Here is a 14,229-nt window from a genome sequence, read left to right as displayed (position 1 = left end):
TCTCCTAGGCTAATTTACTCTTTAATTGAACCGATCATGACACCCTTGGCGAAAAAACGCTGCACGAAAGGATAAATCATAATAATTGGAGCTACGACGACGATAATCGTGGCCATTTTTAGCGAATTTCCGGTAACTGTTATTTTATCAAGCAAATCGTATCTGACTCCAGCTGCTTGGCTGAGTATATCCCGCATCGCTTCCGCACTCGCCAGCATTTCTTGCAATAACGTGGAAAGCGGACGTAGCTCGGCTTTGCGAACGTAGAAGGCGCCGGTGAACCAATCATTCCAATGACCAACGGCCGTAAACAAACCAATAACCGCAATAACCGGTCGACTGAGTGGCAATATAATGCGCAAAAAGATGGAGAAATCATTGTATCCATCAATCCGTGCCGATTCTTCCAAGCTTATATGAATTTGTTGGAAGAATGTGCGGAAAATGATCAAGTTCCATGCGCTGTATAAGCTCGGGATGACATATACCCAAATCGTATTCGTCAAATGGAGCGAATCAAGCAACATGTAGTAAGGGATAATGCCCCCACCGAATAGCATTGTGAAAAAAATAAACATCATTACATATTTTCCGCCAGGCAATGTTTTGCTCTTTAATGCGTAAGCTGCCATCGCCGTCAGAAAAACGCTTGCAATCGTGCCTACAACCGTACGAAACATAGAAATCCCGAATGCGGTTGTGATATTGGCCGCCTCAAATGCTTTACCAAAGTTCTCCAATGACCATACCCTTGGCCAGAAGTAAATACCGCCTCTTTCAGCGTCTTTTCCAGCATTGAAAGCTAGCGCAAGAATGTTCAAAAAAGGAAGAATAATCGATAGACATAATGCAATAATTATCAAATAGTTTACTAATTTGAACGCTTTTTCGCCTACGCTGAGTTTATAAAAATCGTTTCCCACGTTCCTCCTCCTCCTCCTTGTGGTAGGTAATGCGGCTTTATTCCACTAGGAATAAAGCCGCTTTACCTTCCTATTTATTAATAATTAATACGCTCAGAAACCGATTGGTGTTTTAGGATCGGCGTTTTTCTCGGTAAGAAGCTTCAGATAGTCGTCCAATCCGGCAGCTTTCAGTTGTTTCAACGCGGAATCCAAAATCTTCTTCGCTTCATCTATATTCTTACTATAATAAGAACGGATGAGGCTATCGTTGTAGTTGTCTAGCGCAGCTTTCAGTTCCGTACTTCTATCGAACTCGCCGAGGAACGCAATCGGCGCATACGTGTCGGTGATAACTGCATTTTTATATTTCTCATCCCAATGCCAGAATTCCTGCGCCAATTGCCCTCTTTTCTCCTCTTTCAGACTGTCTCCATTTTCCAATTCGCCGAAATCAGCCATAGCATCCCAGTCTGTGCCGCCGAGYATATTTCCCCAGCCATTGTTTACGCCACTGAACCCAAGTTTTTTGGCTTCATTCGGATCGCTCGCTAACAAATCGAGCACTGATTGGTTGACAACCGGGTTACCGTCTTTATTAAGCGTATAATCGCGACCTTCTAAACCGTATCTCCAAAGCAGCTTACCTTCTCTACTTGCGAAGAAGTCGGCTAGTTTAACAATATCTTCTGGGTTTTTCGTTGTTGTAGGAATCGCCCATGCGCCACCACCGGATTTGAATGACACTTTCATTTTGTAAGGGCCATTTATATCATTGATTGGACCAAGCGGCAGGTAGTGCAGATCTTGGTTGTAGTCTTGGTAACTGTGTGTGTTGGAGATGATCGCCCAAGTACCGTTAATAGCACCTTCCGATGAACGGCTTTCATCCATTGTGAACATTTCAGATGCAATCAACTTTTCTTTCAGCATTTTTTGGAAAAACTCTGCTTTTTTCAGAGCAAATTCTGTCTCTGCCTCATGAAGGATTTGCCCATCTTTCGTTTGATTGATGCGCTGATCTTGACTGCCCCACATCATGTCAGTGAACAGTTGTCCAGCATCCTCACGACCATTCATTCCCCAATATCCAGGGCCGATCGGTGTTACGTCTTTGCCGTTGTTGTCTTTGAAGTTGCCGGCTTTAATTTTCTTAGCCAATTCATAGACTTGCTCACTCGTTGTAATTGTGCTCGGATCGAGGTTCAAGGCTTCTGCGATATCCTTGCGAATGAAAGGTCCGCCGACCATTTTATGTGTGATAGCACCGCCTTCACGGTTAATGTTCATATGGACAAAGTATGATGAACCCTTAAATTCCGGACGGAACATAACGCCGTATTTCGTATCAAGCGGTAAGAAGTCCTCTTGCAAATATTTGCTGTATATTTTCGTATTCTTTAAGAACGGTGTTAGGTCGGTGAACATTCCTTCACGGGCTGCCTTCAGCACGACTGGCATTTCCGGTCTACTGCTGTTATTAAGGTAAAAGGCAACGAAGTCTGGTAAGTCATTCGCCGCAATTCCAGCAATCAAACCGTCAATAGAGTGTTCAGCCTTCATGATCTCGATCTCGTAATCGATACCTGTCTGCTCTTTGATTCTTGCTTTGATTTCTGGGTTCATATCTTCCGTGTAATCATCTGTACCCATGAAGATAAGCCCTTTGATCTTGCGGTCGGCAATCCAAGTAGCCGGTTTTCCTTCAGGTACAGGTTTAACCGAAGCATCGCCGCTAGGGGCTGGTTCTGCGACATTGTTCTTGTTACCGTTGGAACAACCCGCGATCAACAAACTCGCCACTAAAGGAATTGCAAAATACTTTGCCCATTTCTTGCTCATGCGTTTTTCCCCTTTTCAAAAATGTTTTTTTATGAAATACGCCAGAAGACGTCTCCCACCGAATGGATGGTTATACCGATTTCATGGTAACGATTTCATACGACACTACCATAGTGAAGTATCAGAAACCTTGCGGGAAATCTTATTCACCATAATGACTAGGATCAATCCAATTACGCCTTGCAGCATGCCAATGGCAGTCGCATATCCAAACTGGCCTTCTCGCAAACCAACTCGAATAATATAGGTATCCAAAATATCGGAGAGATGCATGTTTCCCGGTGTTCGAAGTAAGTAAAGTTGGTCGAAACCAGCGGATAATATACTACCCACCGACAAAATGAAGAGGATTACGATAGTCGGGGCAATAGACGGTAAAGTAATGTTCCAAATTTCCCTGAGTTTACCGGCCCCATCCATTTTGGCTGCTTCGTACATATCCGGATTAACTCCCGCAATCGCTGCCAAATAGATGATCGAATCCCAACCAATAGACTTCCATAGATGACTACCGAACATGATCTGGTAAAAGTATTGTGGGTCCATCATGAAGAAGGTACCACCATCGCCGCCCATACTTGAAATTGCTTGATTCAGCAAACCTGTATCGGGAGCTAGAACACGTTGAATTAAGCCCACAACAACAACCCAGGATATGAAGTGTGGCAAATAAAGAATGCTCTGCGACACGTTCCTAAACCATTTATTGCGTACCTCATTAAACATCAGCGCCATTATTATTGGAAATGGCAGGTACAGGAACAATTTCATACCACTAATAATAAGTGTATTTCTGAGTAATTCTCTGCTTTGATACGAATTGAAAAACGTTTGGAAATATTCGAAGCCGACCCAGGGACTTCCCAAGATTCCCTCGTTAAACTTGTATTCCTTAAAGGCTAACAACAATCCGCCCATTGGAATGTAATTAAATATGACGAAGAACGCAATACACGGCAATAACATGAAGTACAAATAACGATGCTGTACAATTCTTTTCCCTAACTTGCTTCCATTCTTTTTCCGCTCTTGTTGTAAAGTCATTTGCTTCATAAGACGGAAATCACCTTCTTTCTGATTACTATCTGGTATCGCTACCACAAAGAGACTAATGATTAAATAATTTCTATCCAATCACCCTCTTGGCGAAATGCTGAATTTGTATTCTAATTGGATTATAGCGATTAAATTTTGTTTATTAAACCATTATTTGTTATCTTAAAGTAAATATTTTGTAAAGATTTATTTTCTCAATGGTATCAAGGATTACGACAGAATTCACCTTCTTCCTCGTTAACTGTGTGCATACTTAGTCGAATAATAATTTTTCTGGAATCGATACCATGATGGAGTAAATAAATTGCGCTTCTTTTATAGTAAGCGCTTTCTGTAAAGAGATTATAACAAACTTTTTTTCCAATTGCTACATTTTTTTTATTTCATTTTTAAGTTCCTTAAGAATATTTGGTTCTCGCGTGGTAATAGCATCTACCTGCATCCCGAGAAACCATACCATAGCCGACTGAAAGTTCACTGTGTAAACCCATACTATCAATCCTGAAGCATGAGCTCGATTCACTATAGGAGGAAGACAAGTAAAGCCATTCATGTTTAGCCCTACGTATCCATCTTGCAGCGCCTCTCTGCATATGTTATCTGCAAACTCACCATATCGCTCCATTTGTTCCATAGATAGTTCGTCTGGTGTATTAAGCATCACTTGGATGTCCGGATAAAGCTGCGTAATATTATCTGAACATCCTGTAATGAAAGTTCTTTTCTCTGCTCCAAATTGACGAATAAGTCTAACGGTCGGATCAATGGCATCAACCGATTTCAAATCTAAATTCAATTTCATTCCCAGTGAATCCGATACTCGCAGGACTTGTTCCAGCGTGGCAATCTCATGATCCTGGTACACAGGATCGAGCATCGTCCGGACGTCAGGATTATTTAATTGTTCATACGTGTGCGTGTGAAGATAATGTGAGTCATCGTGCAATAAAATGGCTACGCCGTCTTTGGATATACGTACATCAACTTCAACGATATCTGCGCCAAGCTGAATGCCTTCATCAAATGAAGCCATCGTGTTATCCGGATAAATACCACAGCCTGTATGGGCTGCTACCAATGTGTTGTGCATGCGAGGTCTCCTCTTTCTAATAATAAAATGATTCCGCTTTCATGTTACACTGAGACGCCTTCAGTTTCCAAGCTTATTACACCGTCCATATGAGCCAATGCAGCGATTGATACCTCGTAATTTTTTGTTTTCTTTAATTTCAACTGAAGTCGAATAACTAAATGTCTATTGTTTTGTTGATCACCTACATCATCGTTGTCAATCGTAAGCTTACTGATTTGCAACCCGTTTTGATTCAAATGCATCAAAACATGATTAAGACCCGCGGAAGCTTTTTCGATTTTAATTAACAGCTCACGTACTTTTTTTGTTCGGGAAAATAGTTTCTCTACTTTGTTCAATAGAAACAAGCTCACCACCACTAAGAAGGTCGCTATAACAGCGCCATAATAAAACCCCGCCCCTGCAGAAAGTCCTATAGCAGCCGAGACCCACAAAGAGGCTGCTGTCGTCAATCCCGATACGCCGAACCCATTTCGCATGATCGTACCTGCGCCGAGAAAACCTACTCCGCTGATCACTTGCGCTGCCAACCGTGCCGGATCTAGTCGAACATTTGGTTCTGCAGCAAAATCAGCAAATCCATACATCGATAACAGGACAATAACAGCAGAACCAAGGCAAACAAGAATGTGAGTCCGGAAACCAGCGGAATGCCCTCCCAGTTCTCGTTCAAGACCAATCAAACCGCCAAGCGCTAAAGCCAACAACAGTCTAAGCGTCATCTCATTCAAACTGATTTGCCATACGGTCGGATCAAATTCGAGGGCCATTTTATTACTCTTCGCCTCCCTTCACCTTCATATCGATATTTATTGGACCTATTGGTGGAATCGTATTTCTTACTTTACAAGACTTCTTTCTATTACACAACTGCTTTTTCTCAATTTTGTAAACGATTACCTTCAGTCTCTTTTACATGATATGCTACATTTTTATCTAGATTTACACTCACCATGTGTCTTGGTTCTCAGAACTATGACAAGATGAAGAGAACGTATGGTGAAATGGATGTAGATCGCGATAACGTCGCAACGGGCTGGTTCTCAGAGACACGACCAATCACTACAGATCCTGCTCCGCTCCGACACACGCTACCAGCTCGCTTCAGAGCCAGCAGATGAAAGATGGATATGAGCTGCATTATGCTTGGGGTAATACGCTTCAAAAACCTGTTTCTGAGGCTCGTAAAGAGTGGGGCGTATAACAAAATTAGTAGAACTTGAACAAGCAGCCTATGTCAAAATGGGCTGCTTGTTTTAAATTTACCCGACTTCTGATTTTATATTATCCTATCAACAAAACCGAAAAACAAAAAAGAACCCCTACATAGTAAGAGTTCCGAAGTTTAATTTAAGTTATGGTGCGGTAAACAGGATTTGAACCTGCACGTCCATTGGACACTACCCCCTCAAGATAGCGTGTCTGCCGTTCCACCACTACCGCACATGTCGTATTAGGCATTCAATCGCATTCACTTCGAGGGTTGAAGTAGATGGTGACCCGTAGGGGACTCGAACCCCTGTTACCTCCGTGAAAGGGAGGTGTCTTAACCACTTGACCAACGGGCCATTAATGTTAGTCGGAAGTTGTATTCCGTCAAACAACAAAAATTATAATAACAAATTTTCGTCAGGAATACAAGCTTTATTTTCAAAAAAAATTATTTAATAGCTTCTGCTTTAAATACGTTATCCAATTTATCTGTTGGTGTCAGTCTTTTCTTCAAAGGAACTTTAACATCTCTTCCCAATTCTTTGAAGAAAGTTTCTACATCACATTGAACATTGTCAATAATTACGACTAATTCGCCTTTACCAATTATGTCTGGGTTAATGTCAGACGGAACATTCACGTCAATGGAGTACTTTTTGGACAATGTGTTGCTGTATCGAGCAAAAATCTCAAGTAGTTCCTCATTGTTGAAGTTTTTGATTGCTGCTTGTCCCTTATTTGTAAAGTTCAGATTCATTTTCACTTTAACATTACCCCTTTTCCAATTAACCATTTTTATGTTGTAATTAGTAACTTCATTATTCTTATGGTTCCTTACAGAGAAAAGGCTCTCAATGCCTGTGGTGAATAATAAATTAAAAAGCCACTCTCTAATCAGATTTATGGTCTGAATATAAAGTGGCATCGTATATCAGAATCGTGTGACTAGACGCACACTTCCTAAGTTCACCTTTATACATCGGCAAAAAGTATGTTATGGTGCGGTAGACAGGATTTGAACCTGCACGTCCATTGGACACTACCCCCTCAAGATAGCGTGTCTGCCGTTCCACCACTACCGCACATTTAGGGTTTATTAAAAATCCTTCACTCACATTCACTTTAAGGAAAAAGTAAATGGTGAGCCATGAAGGATTCGAACCTTCGACACCCTGATTAAAAGTCAGGTGCTCTACCAGCTGAGCTAATGGCTCTCATTGTGACTGTAAATCAACTCTTGAGAGTTGCTCACTTTGAGGATTAATTGGTGACCCGTAGGGGACTCGAACCCCTGTTACCTCCGTGAAAGGGAGGTGTCTTAACCACTTGACCAACGGGCCATACGATAAAGCTTTTTTTGCACTTGTGTTTGTCCTAATTCTCATCAGGCAAATAAAAAAGACCGGTTGAACGGTCTCACCGTTGCAAACACTTGTGAAAATAATCTGGCGGAGAGAGAGGGATTCGAACCCTCGCACCGCTTGCGCAGTCTAACCCCTTAGCAGAGGGTCCCCTTGAACCACTTGGGTATCTCCCCRWAYTTGGCTCCCCGAACAGGACTCGAACCTGTGACAACTCGATTAACAGTCGAGTGCTCTACCAACTGAGCTATCAGGGAAAAATAAAACTAAAAGCGACAAGTAATAATATATCATTGTAATTGTTTATTGTCAAGAAAAATTAGATTTAATTTTCCGCGGCATTTGCCGCATGCATATTTAGCAGGATCAATCTTCCTTTTGCGCAAATACTCCATCTCGCATTTTCCACAGATGAGCTTATAACGATACGGTTGTATCTTTCGCTGCGCACGTTCCGGCAACGATTGGCAATACCTCGAACCACCTACATGCGCAAGGAGTACCTTGAAATCAGCATCACGATGTTGATAGCCCCGTTTCATTATATGCAAATGATAATGGCATAATTCATGCTTAATGATCTTTTCCGTCTCTTCATGTCCGAAGGTTTCGAGCTGATGCGGACTGATTTCTATATTGTGCGAGCGTGTAAAATAACGCCCTCCTGTTGCTTTTAGGCGGCTGTTGAAAGTGGCTTGATGCAAAAACGGACGATTAAAGAAGGTGATCGATATTTGTTCAACCCATTGCTGAAGCGCTTCGTTTGTCATTGTATATTCTCCCCCAACTACTTGAATTTTAAAGCCTTCATACGCTACACTGTCAAGTAGGAATTATAAAAATGATGGACGGTAACATACCGGGAGGAGAGTAAAAATTATTATGGCAACTATGCGTTACGTCTTATTAAAACAGAAGGATAATATCTTTTTCGTTGAAATGCCCGCATCACATGCTTATCAATTGAGTGCTCTCAATTTGCGTCTCCATAAAGAAATCGATAAATTGACAGCTGAGCATGTACCAAGCCTTCCTTATGCAGTAGCGGAATGCGATGCTGTTGAACTGCATGACACAACCATTATCATTGTTTCTGGACTTGATTACATTAATAAGCTAGAACAGGATTTTGCCAGTGTACAAGAGAAATCCTACCCACTCATCTCACTTCTAACCGAAATCCGAGCGTTGCAAGCTCAGCTTGAGCAGTGGTATGAGGAGTACGAGGAAGAACAAATGATTTAGTGAATTCGTATGGACCTGCACGGACATTCGCCCTCCTCCATATTGTAGTATTACAACAAGTTAGGCCCAGGAGGAGGACAAAGCGTATGCCACAGTGGCTGTGCAACCAACTGATCCACGCATTTCAGAAGAAAGATCGACGACAAATCAAATTGCTAAATGATTGCTGGTATTTCTACCGTAATAAACAAGGCTCGAAGGGAATAAGTGAAGACATCGAGGTTCAATGATTATAAAGCTAAGCAACTCCATACAACAAAACCGGCCACCGCATGCGGATAGGGCCGGTTTTTCATTTATATATGGGAATCTTTATCTAGACCAATTTCTGCTAGCTATATTACATTCCGTTAAAAAATAATACATCATCAAGAGACAAACGGGTTGTCGGATGTCCATTTGCGGCAGCTTTACCAATTGGCAGCATTAGCGTCGGTAAATAACGATCGGAAATGTTAAAAAATTCTTTTAATTGGTCACGATTATATCCGCCCATTGGCACCGTATCGTAGCCTTTAACACGAGCAGCCAGCATTAGCTGCATCGCTACAAGCCCCGTATCAAATACAACAACTTCCTTTAGTCTCTCAGTGGGAAGCGAACTATACATCTTTGTTGAATTTGCAATCATGCTATCTTTCACTTCTTCTGTCATAAATCCAGCTGCAGCAGCAGCTCCATAAATTTTCTCCGACAGGGTGTACATCTCCAAGTCACCAAGCACGATAATAATTGCTGATGCTTCGCCTACCTGCTTCTGATTATATGCGATTGGAAGTAGCTTTTGCTTCAGTTCAGGATCTGTTACTACAAGAAAACGCCATGGCTGCATATTAGAAGAGGACGGTGCTTTCGTTGCGGTTGCAATGATTTCCTTTATTTCATCTTCTGAGATAACGAAGCTGCTATCAAATAGACGAACAGAGCGGCGAGAATTTAATACATGATCAAATAATACCTCAGGTTGCTCTTTCGTTTGCATCGTAACTTGTGAATCAATTTGGGTTGTCATGTTGTTTTCCTCCTGCGGAATGGAATTTATCTGTGCGTTAACTCACTCAGTTAAAAACAAACGTTTACTGTGTTGAAATACACACAGTTAAAAGTAAATTGTTACTGTGGATTAATCTACACAGTTTAGCGCTTAGTAACTGTATTAATAATATACACAGTATAAGATCTCAAGTTATGTTTGTCAATCAACTTACTTAAATAAATATACTTCATAAAATTCCAATCCCTTTTTATGTTGAAGCGGATACCTTATTCTCCGCAAGTTGAGCGATTGTAAACTGCTGTAGTGTTTCAATCGTCTTTTGTTCCACTTCATTAGCTATTACGATAAAAGCTGACTTCATTTCTTGTCCGTAATGATCCATACCAATCGTGTCAAGCATTCCGTTGCTTAGCGGCTCGCCGACCTTCAAAGCGACATACACATCAGCAAGCGTAATCGTCTCGGGCGACTGCTTCAGCCTATAGCCCCCATCACGACCTTCTCTCGTCTCGATTAGGTTGGCCTGAGCAAGCTTAGCTAGAACCCTTCTAAGTACGGTTGCTTCTGATTTCAAACATTCAGCAATTTTAGCGCTTGGGCAGATGTCAGGCTTACTCGATAATACAACGAGTGCCTGCAGTGATAACCCAAACCATTTGTGACTGGTCATGCTGCTGCATCYCACTTTATTCTCGTCCATCGTCATTGCGCTCCTTTATTTGCTGCGAAAGTAAGGTTCCCATACTGATCATTAGATTATAAAGGGCTTGCCAGAAGACTGGCAAGCCCTTTACACAATATCCGATTAATCCGGCTTACGCATGGTCAAGCCCACGCGGCCTTTTTTCAAGTCAACAGTTAGTACCCATACGGTTACCGTATCGCCTACAGATACAACATCCATAGGGCGTTTTACGAATTTATCACTCATTTGCGAGATATGAACGAGACCGTCATTTTTAATGCCAATATCAATAAAGGCACCGAAGTCAATGACATTGCGTACCGTCCCATGCAATTCCATACCTGTAGTCAAATCCTCAATATTAAGCACATCCGTATGAAAAATCGGTGGAGGCAGTTCCTCTCGTGGATCTCTGCCTGGCTTAAGCAGGCTGTCTACAATGTCGCGCAGCGTTGGCACACCAACACCCAGTGTAGGCGCCACAAGATCAGGGTTAACCTGCCCTAGCTTCGCCTTCTGCTCATCAGAACCAAGCTGTTTAACCTCAAGCTGCAGCTCTTTGAACAGCTTATCTACTACACCATACGATTCCGGGTGAATCGGGGTACTGTCAAGCGGATTACCCGCTTCAGGTATCCGAAGAAAACCGATGCATTGCTCGTACGATTTAGCTCCTAGTCGAGGTACCTTCTGCAATTGCGTCCGCTTGACGAATCGTCCGTTCTCCTCGCGATATTTCACAATATTTTTAGCGATCGTTGCGTTAATGCCCGCCACATAAGAGAGCAGTGATGCTGAAGCTGTGTTCACATCGACACCAACGTGGTTCACGGCGGATTCTACTACGCCACCTAATGTCTCATCCAATCGCTTTTGACTCACATCATGCTGGTATTGTCCAACACCAATCGCCTTCGGTTCAATTTTAACCAACTCAGCCAGCGGGTCCTGCAGCCTACGCGCGATTGAAACCGCACTGCGTTCCGATACATCAAGGCTAGGAAACTCCTCTTGAGCCAGCTTAGAAGCTGAATAGACGCTCGCGCCCGCTTCATTGACGATTATATACTTGAGCTCTTCTCCGCCTCCAGAATCGGCCTTGCGCTTCCCTATAAGAGTCGCGATGAATTGCTCTGTCTCGCGTGAAGCAGTACCGTTTCCGATTACAATGAGCTCAACCTCATACTTATCAATCAATCCATTAATTAGACGTTCTGCTTCAGCCACCTTATTGTTAGGCGGTGTAGGGTAAGATACCGCTACCTCAAGTAGCTTCCCTGTATCATCTATGACCGCCAGTTTACAGCCTGTCCGAAAAGCAGGGTCTACGCCAAGTACAACATTGCCACGTACAGGTGGCTGGAGGAGTAGATTGCGAAGATTCTCCGAGAAAATAGAAATCGCATGCTCTTCTGCTTTTTCTGTCATTTCTCCTCGTACTTCGCGCTCAATAGACGGCGATATTAGTCTTTTATACGAATCCTCTATAACAGCAATAAGCACATCGCGTACGGCAGCAGCCGTCCCGTTTCGCAGAATCTTTCGCCCAATCTGTTCATGTATACGCTCAGAAGGCACATCGAACGTAACCCGAAGCACATCCTCGCGTTCCGCGCGATTAATGGCTAGCACGCGATGCGGCGGCAGCTTTCTAACAGGCTCTTGGTAGCTGTAATACATTTCATATACGGTTTCTTCAGCCGGGTTTTTCGCTTCTGTACGCAGCAGGGCTTGATCAAATGTGAATTTGCGCACCCACGCGCGAATAGAAGCGTCGTCGGCGATACTTTCAGCTATTATATCCATTGCACCTTGCAAAGCGTCCTGAGCCGCTGCAACGCCCTTATCTGCGTTTATATAACGTGCTGCCTCAATAAGTGAATCGCCTTGTCTAGGCTGAGACCAAAGCCATTCAGCAAGCGGTTCAAGGCCACGTTCCTTAGCGACACTTGCGCGAGTTTTACGTTTTTGTCGGTATGGACGATAAAGATCCTCTACCTCTTGCAGCTTGATCGACTTGTTAATCCCTTCACACAGCTCTTCAGTCAGCTTCCCCTGCTCATCAATCAGCCGTATGACTTCCCGCTTGCGCTCCTCCAGATTCCGCATATACTGGAGCTTCTCTTCAATAAATCTTAAGTCATTTTCGTCCAGTTCGCCGGTCATTTCCTTACGGTAACGTGCAATAAAGGGAATGGTATTGCCTTCATCCAGCAAATCGACTGCCGACTTCACTTTCGTGATCGGAATAGAAAGCTGTGCAGCGATCGCCTTCACGATTCGATCGCTCTCAGCAGCCTTCTGTCCGGCTGTCTGCTTCGAATTTCCCGCTGATTCTTCTAATTCTTCACCATGCTGTTGTACCTTAGATTCTGCCAAACGCCATACACCGTCCTTTGCTTCATGCGCCCGTATACGGGTTATTCGCCATTTCATAGCCGATTGTCGTGCGTCCGCCGTGCCCAGAATAAACAATTACTTCTGGACTAAGCTTGTACAGCTTTGTACGGATGGAATCATATAGATCACGCTCGCGTCCGCCTGGCAGATCCGTTCGGCCAACTGACAATTTGAACAGGACATCTCCCGAGAACAGATGATTGCCACATAGGAAGCTTACACTGCCAGGTGAATGTCCTGGTGTATGCATAACGCGAAAGCTTTGTCCGATCATCTTCAGCGTCTGACCTTCTGCAAGTGCAAATTCTGCGGGGTCCGTGGACAATGGAGGTGTTACATCCTCCCAACGCGTTGATCCGTTTTTCTTAGGATCAGTTAACCAATCAGCCTCTAAATCATGAATATAGACAGGGCAGCCAGCTGCCTTGCGCACCTCATCTACGCCACCCATATGATCGAAGTGTGCATGCGTAAGTAAAATAGCTTCCACATGCATCCCTTCAATCCGTTTAAGCAAGYTCTTCGGATTCATGCCAGGATCAATGATGATCCCCCGTTCCTTCAAGTTCTCTGAGGAATCTCCCTCAGTTGAGGCTGGTTCTTTTACCGTTAATAAATAACAATTCGTCCCGCCAGTATCAGCAATAATGACAACTGGAACAGAACGTCCACCCATCGTTAGAAATTGGTCCATCGTATCTAAATGATCTTCCATAATGAGGACTTCCGTTGGGATGCCGCTATTCTCTAGCGCTTTGAAGACAACTGGAATATTACGAGCCACATCACCACACCAGTCCGCCATCAAAATAAGAATACGCAAGTCGTCCCGGTTGTTCATCGATTCGAACAGCTCACGGTCGCTTTCATCCGTCCACTCAAACTTTTCGTACCACTCGGTAAACGCTTCTTTATTTTTTGTCATACCATCAATAAACTGCTGCGGGCTTATTCCTTTGCCAATCTTCTCAGCTACATCTTTACTCATATGTATCCCTCTTTCATTTGTGTTATTTAATAAGGAAAAACAACAATTTCCTATTTTATTATACGGTAAACCCTTTGGATCTGCGAATATGCAAAATGAATGATTATTATTCCGATTTTTTGCGTGATCTTACAAATTTAAAGAGCACATATACGATAAGCAATGCAATCGCAATTAAGATAGCAGGTTGAACGTAAGGTGCAGCTTCCTCGCCAACCTTCTCCCACTGATCACCGAGCTCTTTGCCCAGATAGATGAATAGTATCGACCATGGAAGGGATGCAAGCGCTGTAAGAAGCGTAAACAATCCAAAGTTCATGCGCGCCATACCAGCTGGGATCGATATAACCTGCCTCATAACAGGTACAAATCGAGCCGTAAATACGATTCCCGCGCCGTATTTATTAAACCAGCCTTCAGAGATATCCACATGCTTCTGTTTAATTTT

The 14,229-nt window shown here is 43.1% G+C and carries 14 protein-coding genes, 7 tRNA genes and 1 pseudogene; 2 read left to right on the top strand and 20 right to left on the bottom strand.

Going from position 1 to position 14,229, the window contains the following annotated elements; translation table 11 throughout:
* Positions 1 to 14: 14 nt before the first annotated feature.
* The 14 genes from AC1DWN_RS11290 to AC1DWN_RS11225 all read right to left on the bottom strand — a co-directional run bounded on the left by AC1DWN_RS11290 (position 15) and on the right by AC1DWN_RS11225 (position 8,236).
* Positions 15 to 923 carry a carbohydrate ABC transporter permease gene (locus AC1DWN_RS11290; protein ID WP_477558996.1) on the bottom strand — a complete coding sequence of 303 codons (909 nt, stop codon included), beginning with the start codon at positions 921 to 923 and terminating at the stop codon, positions 15 to 17.
* 93 nt (positions 924 to 1,016) lie between these two features.
* Positions 1,017 to 2,744 carry an extracellular solute-binding protein gene (locus AC1DWN_RS11285; protein WP_477558995.1) on the bottom strand — a complete coding sequence of 576 codons (1,728 nt, stop codon included), beginning with the start codon at positions 2,742 to 2,744 and terminating at the stop codon, positions 1,017 to 1,019.
* 105 nt (positions 2,745 to 2,849) lie between these two features.
* Complete coding sequence (locus tag AC1DWN_RS11280; protein ID WP_477559012.1) at positions 2,850 to 3,797, bottom strand: ABC transporter permease; 948 nt, start codon at positions 3,795 to 3,797, stop codon at positions 2,850 to 2,852.
* A gap of 370 nt (positions 3,798 to 4,167) precedes the next feature.
* Complete coding sequence (locus AC1DWN_RS11275) at positions 4,168 to 4,890, bottom strand: glycerophosphodiester phosphodiesterase (protein ID WP_477558994.1); 723 nt, start codon at positions 4,888 to 4,890, stop codon at positions 4,168 to 4,170.
* A 44-nt stretch (positions 4,891 to 4,934) separates the two neighbouring features.
* The gene (locus AC1DWN_RS11270) at positions 4,935 to 5,663 is read right to left on the bottom strand and encodes an MgtC/SapB family protein (RefSeq protein ID WP_477558993.1); all 729 of its coding nucleotides are present in this window, start codon (positions 5,661 to 5,663) and stop codon (positions 4,935 to 4,937) included.
* Positions 5,664 to 6,251: 588 nt separating this feature from the next.
* Positions 6,252 to 6,336: transfer RNA gene (locus AC1DWN_RS11265), tRNA-Leu, on the bottom strand.
* A gap of 50 nt (positions 6,337 to 6,386) precedes the next feature.
* Positions 6,387 to 6,461: transfer RNA gene (locus AC1DWN_RS11260), tRNA-Glu, on the bottom strand.
* 92 nt (positions 6,462 to 6,553) lie between these two features.
* Positions 6,554 to 6,868 carry a hypothetical protein gene (locus AC1DWN_RS11255; protein ID WP_477558992.1) on the bottom strand — a complete coding sequence of 105 codons (315 nt, stop codon included), beginning with the start codon at positions 6,866 to 6,868 and terminating at the stop codon, positions 6,554 to 6,556.
* Between the two features lie 234 nt (positions 6,869 to 7,102).
* Positions 7,103 to 7,187 (bottom strand) — tRNA-Leu (locus AC1DWN_RS11250).
* A gap of 56 nt (positions 7,188 to 7,243) precedes the next feature.
* A tRNA-Lys gene (locus AC1DWN_RS11245) sits at positions 7,244 to 7,319 on the bottom strand.
* 51 nt (positions 7,320 to 7,370) lie between these two features.
* Positions 7,371 to 7,445: transfer RNA gene (locus AC1DWN_RS11240), tRNA-Glu, on the bottom strand.
* Between the two features lie 106 nt (positions 7,446 to 7,551).
* A tRNA-Ser gene (locus AC1DWN_RS11235) sits at positions 7,552 to 7,642 on the bottom strand.
* A 5-nt stretch (positions 7,643 to 7,647) separates the two neighbouring features.
* Positions 7,648 to 7,723, bottom strand: a tRNA-Asn gene (locus AC1DWN_RS11230).
* A gap of 33 nt (positions 7,724 to 7,756) precedes the next feature.
* Positions 7,757 to 8,236: a SprT family protein gene (locus AC1DWN_RS11225; protein ID WP_477558991.1), complete on the bottom strand. Its 480-nt coding sequence runs from the start codon at positions 8,234 to 8,236 to the stop codon at positions 7,757 to 7,759.
* 112 nt (positions 8,237 to 8,348) lie between these two features.
* Here AC1DWN_RS11225 and AC1DWN_RS11220 point away from each other — a divergent pair, with 112 nt between their 5' ends.
* Both AC1DWN_RS11220 and cmpA read left to right on the top strand, forming a co-directional pair.
* A complete protein-coding gene (locus AC1DWN_RS11220; RefSeq protein WP_477558990.1) occupies positions 8,349 to 8,711 on the top strand; it encodes a hydrolase/acyltransferase in 363 nt (120 codons plus the stop codon).
* 86 nt (positions 8,712 to 8,797) lie between these two features.
* The gene (gene cmpA / locus AC1DWN_RS11215; protein ID WP_477558989.1) at positions 8,798 to 8,941 is read left to right on the top strand and encodes a cortex morphogenetic protein CmpA; all 144 of its coding nucleotides are present in this window, start codon (positions 8,798 to 8,800) and stop codon (positions 8,939 to 8,941) included.
* Positions 8,942 to 9,051: 110 nt separating this feature from the next.
* Here the strand turns inward: cmpA and AC1DWN_RS11210 are convergent, their stop codons facing one another.
* The 6 genes and pseudogenes from AC1DWN_RS11210 to AC1DWN_RS11185 form a co-directional block, all read right to left on the bottom strand.
* On the bottom strand, positions 9,052 to 9,723 hold the full coding sequence (locus AC1DWN_RS11210) for a nitroreductase family protein (protein ID WP_477558988.1): 672 nt from the start codon (positions 9,721 to 9,723) through the stop codon (positions 9,052 to 9,054).
* 232 nt (positions 9,724 to 9,955) lie between these two features.
* Positions 9,956 to 10,408, bottom strand: coding sequence for an Rrf2 family transcriptional regulator (locus AC1DWN_RS11205; RefSeq protein WP_477558987.1), 453 nt, complete (start codon positions 10,406 to 10,408; stop codon positions 9,956 to 9,958).
* A gap of 105 nt (positions 10,409 to 10,513) precedes the next feature.
* Entirely contained in the window at positions 10,514 to 12,829 is a 2,316-nt protein-coding gene (locus AC1DWN_RS11200; RefSeq protein WP_477558986.1) for a Tex family protein, read from the bottom strand.
* On the bottom strand, positions 12,795 to 13,439 hold the full coding sequence (locus AC1DWN_RS11195; protein WP_477559011.1) for an MBL fold metallo-hydrolase: 645 nt from the start codon (positions 13,437 to 13,439) through the stop codon (positions 12,795 to 12,797). The genes AC1DWN_RS11200 and AC1DWN_RS11195 overlap by 35 nt, the downstream gene beginning before the upstream one ends.
* Positions 13,422 to 13,781: pseudogene (locus AC1DWN_RS11190) on the bottom strand (thioredoxin family protein); the annotation flags it as partial. The gene AC1DWN_RS11195 and the pseudogene AC1DWN_RS11190, both read right to left, overlap by 18 nt.
* Before the next feature lie 106 nt (positions 13,782 to 13,887).
* A partial coding sequence (locus AC1DWN_RS11185) for a DedA family protein (RefSeq protein ID WP_477558985.1) occupies positions 13,888 to 14,229 on the bottom strand: 342 nt, incomplete at its 5' end.

This window comes from Paenibacillus sp. P4_A7, from assembly GCF_056402455.1.
The sequence above is the reverse complement of the archived record's forward strand: the minus strand, read 5'-3'. Positions and strand labels throughout refer to the sequence as shown.

Excerpts from the sequence above, each read along its gene's own strand:
- AC1DWN_RS11280 (WP_477559012.1), bottom strand. The coding sequence starts at position 3,797 with ATGAAGCAAATGACTTTACAACAAGAGCGGAAAAAGAATGGAAGCAAG.
- AC1DWN_RS11275 (WP_477558994.1), bottom strand. The coding sequence starts at position 4,890 with ATGCACAACACATTGGTAGCAGCCCATACAGGCTGTGGTATTTATCCG.
- AC1DWN_RS11270 (WP_477558993.1), bottom strand. The coding sequence starts at position 5,663 with ATGGCCCTCGAATTTGATCCGACCGTATGGCAAATCAGTTTGAATGAG.
- AC1DWN_RS11225 (WP_477558991.1), bottom strand. The coding sequence starts at position 8,236 with ATGACAAACGAAGCGCTTCAGCAATGGGTTGAACAAATATCGATCACC.
- AC1DWN_RS11220 (WP_477558990.1), top strand. The coding sequence starts at position 8,349 with ATGGCAACTATGCGTTACGTCTTATTAAAACAGAAGGATAATATCTTT.
- cmpA (WP_477558989.1), top strand. The coding sequence starts at position 8,798 with ATGCCACAGTGGCTGTGCAACCAACTGATCCACGCATTTCAGAAGAAA.
- AC1DWN_RS11210 (WP_477558988.1), bottom strand. The coding sequence starts at position 9,723 with ATGACAACCCAAATTGATTCACAAGTTACGATGCAAACGAAAGAGCAA.
- AC1DWN_RS11200 (WP_477558986.1), bottom strand. The coding sequence starts at position 12,829 with ATGAAATGGCGAATAACCCGTATACGGGCGCATGAAGCAAAGGACGGT.